This is a genomic window from Pseudomonas sp. URIL14HWK12:I6 (assembly GCF_000514195.1).
Lineage (GTDB): Bacteria > Pseudomonadota > Gammaproteobacteria > Pseudomonadales > Pseudomonadaceae > Aquipseudomonas > Aquipseudomonas putida_A.
Map to the genome: position 1 here is coordinate 1 of NZ_AZVL01000048.1, position 2,229 is coordinate 2,229.

At 60.5% G+C, this 2,229-nt stretch carries 3 protein-coding genes; 1 reads left to right on the forward strand and 2 read right to left on the reverse strand.

What is annotated here, in order from left to right:
• Positions 1 to 123: 123 nt before the first annotated feature.
• Positions 124 to 579, reverse strand: a complete 456-nt coding sequence (locus H043_RS0126410) for a DMT family transporter (RefSeq protein ID WP_027614318.1) — start codon at positions 577 to 579, stop codon at positions 124 to 126.
• Between the two features lie 4 nt (positions 580 to 583).
• On the reverse strand, positions 584 to 1,069 hold the full coding sequence (locus tag H043_RS0126415) for a DMT family transporter (protein WP_027614319.1): 486 nt from the start codon (positions 1,067 to 1,069) through the stop codon (positions 584 to 586).
• A 113-nt stretch (positions 1,070 to 1,182) separates the two neighbouring features.
• Between H043_RS0126415 and H043_RS0126420 the strand changes: the two genes are divergently transcribed.
• Complete coding sequence (locus tag H043_RS0126420) at positions 1,183 to 2,118, forward strand: LysR family transcriptional regulator (protein WP_027614320.1); 936 nt, start codon at positions 1,183 to 1,185, stop codon at positions 2,116 to 2,118.
• Positions 2,119 to 2,229: the final 111 nt, after the last annotated feature.

The following is a 2,229-nucleotide window of genomic DNA, read 5'->3' on the forward strand; positions in this document are numbered from 1 at the left end:
GCGAGGGCCGAACGTCAGGGTAAAGCCTTTTTGGTTACTTTTTCGGCGTCTGGAAAAAGTGACCCGCCGTAAGGGCGGAACCCTAAGCCGCCGTTACCGCAGCAACGGATATACACCCAAAACTCAATCAGAACCGCGAACACTACTCCGATACATAAAGACCAAAGCCAACCCCAGACAAACCATCGCCAACACCCGCGAAGACGAAAGCTCGATCGCCGGATTCCCCAGCCAGCCAAAATTATCGATCAACATCCCCATCCCAAGTTGGCCAACAATCACCGCAACAGTCGCCACCGCAGTCCCCACAACAGGCACCGCGCCAACCATGACCATCATGTAAACCACGCCAAACAGCGCCCCGCAGACCTGCCACTTCGGCACATCAAGCAAACTCACCGCATGCGCCGGTTCAAAAAATACAATCAACAACCCGGTGACCACCGCCCCGACGAAAAACGTCAGCAAACTGCTGCGCAACACCCCGACGCTTTCACCGAGGCGTCCATTGATCGCCGCTTGGACGCTCAACACCGCGCCAGCCAACACCACCACTGCCAACAAAATAACCAGACTCATATTCTCAACCCCGCGCAATCAGAACCAGTGCCACCACTATCAACCCCAACGCCAGCCACCGCTCGGCATTGACCTTCTTGCGCGTCGCGCCGAACCAGCCGAAATGGTCGATCAGCACACTCTTGCCGACCTGCCCGGACAGGATCGCGATCATCGTCATCGCGATCCCGATATGCGGCGTTGCCAGGGTCAGCACCACCACGTATATCGGCCCGAGAAAGCCGCCGATCAATTGCCAGCGCGGCAGATCGGTCAGCGCCGGGCCTTTCTGCGGGCCGGCGAACAACAGCAGCAAAAACAGAATCGCCGAACCCACGCCGAAGATGCTCAAGGTCGCCCACAGATGCCCGACCTGCTCCCCCAGCGGCCCCAGTAACCCGGCCTCCACCGACAGGCCCATGCCGGCCAGAATCACCAGCGGCAGCAACAACAGGCGCAACCACGACCGGGTCGCCGGCGCCGGCACACTCACTTCATCCAATGTCTGCATCATCCAAAACCCACGCAAGTAAACGATGGCGCGGATTATCGGCTGGCGTAGCTGTGCGATAAATGGGAGCATCCTGACAACACTTTTGCGCAACTCGCACAGCAGGAAGATCCATGCACGGGCTGAATGAACTGGGATTCAAGGCACTCAGGCTGTTTGTGGCGGTGCTCGACCACGGCAGTTTTTCCGAAGTCGCCCGGCGCGAGGGCGTGGCGCCCTCTTCGATTTCACGGCAGATCCAGTTGATGGAGCAGGCGCTGAACCAGCAATTGCTCTACCGCCACACCCGCGCCGTGACGCCGACCGAGGCCGGGCGCATGCTCGGCCACCATGCGCGGCTGGTGCTGGTGCAACTGGAAGAGGCCGAGCAGGCGTTGCAGGAACAGCAAAGCGAACCCACCGGGCTGGTGCGGATCAACGCGCCGGTGGTGTTCGGCCAACGGCATCTGACGCCGTGGCTCGGTCAGTTGTGCGCGCGCTATCCGAAGCTGCAACTGGACATCCAGCAGACTGACCATTACGTCGACCCGTTGCAGGAAGGTACCGACCTGCTGTTCCGCATCGGCCCGATGCACGACTCAAGCATGCAGGCGCGGATTCTGGCGCCGCACCGCTTTCAGGTCGCGGCCAGCCCGGCGTATCTCAAGCGCCATGGCACACCGCAGCATCCCGACGAACTCGCGCAACACCAGTGCCTGGCCTACAAAGGTGCGACCGGTCAGCAACGCTGGTTTTTCCGTCAGGATCAGGACGACTGGACGCCTTACTCGGTCAAAGGCCCGATCACTGGCAACCACGCCGACACCCTTACTCAGGCCGCTGAGCAAGGCCTGGGGCTGGTGATGTTTCCGTCATGGCTGATTGGTGAGGCGGTGCGCGAAGGCACGCTGGTGCCGGTGTTGCGCGAGTATCAGGTGTCGAACAGCCTGGAGCCGCAGCAGATCGCAGTGCTGTGGCCGGGGAGCCGGCGGCTGTCGGTGAAGGTGCGGACGGTGATCGATTTCTTTGTCGAGTGCTTTGGCGAAGTGCCCTACTGGGACAGACCCTGAGCCCTACACAAAACCCAATGTGGGAGCAACTGTCTTACTGCCACCGTTCGTCACCGCCACTCTGTGCCGTCTCGCAGCATGGCATTCAATCTGATCAGCAGTATTCGCATA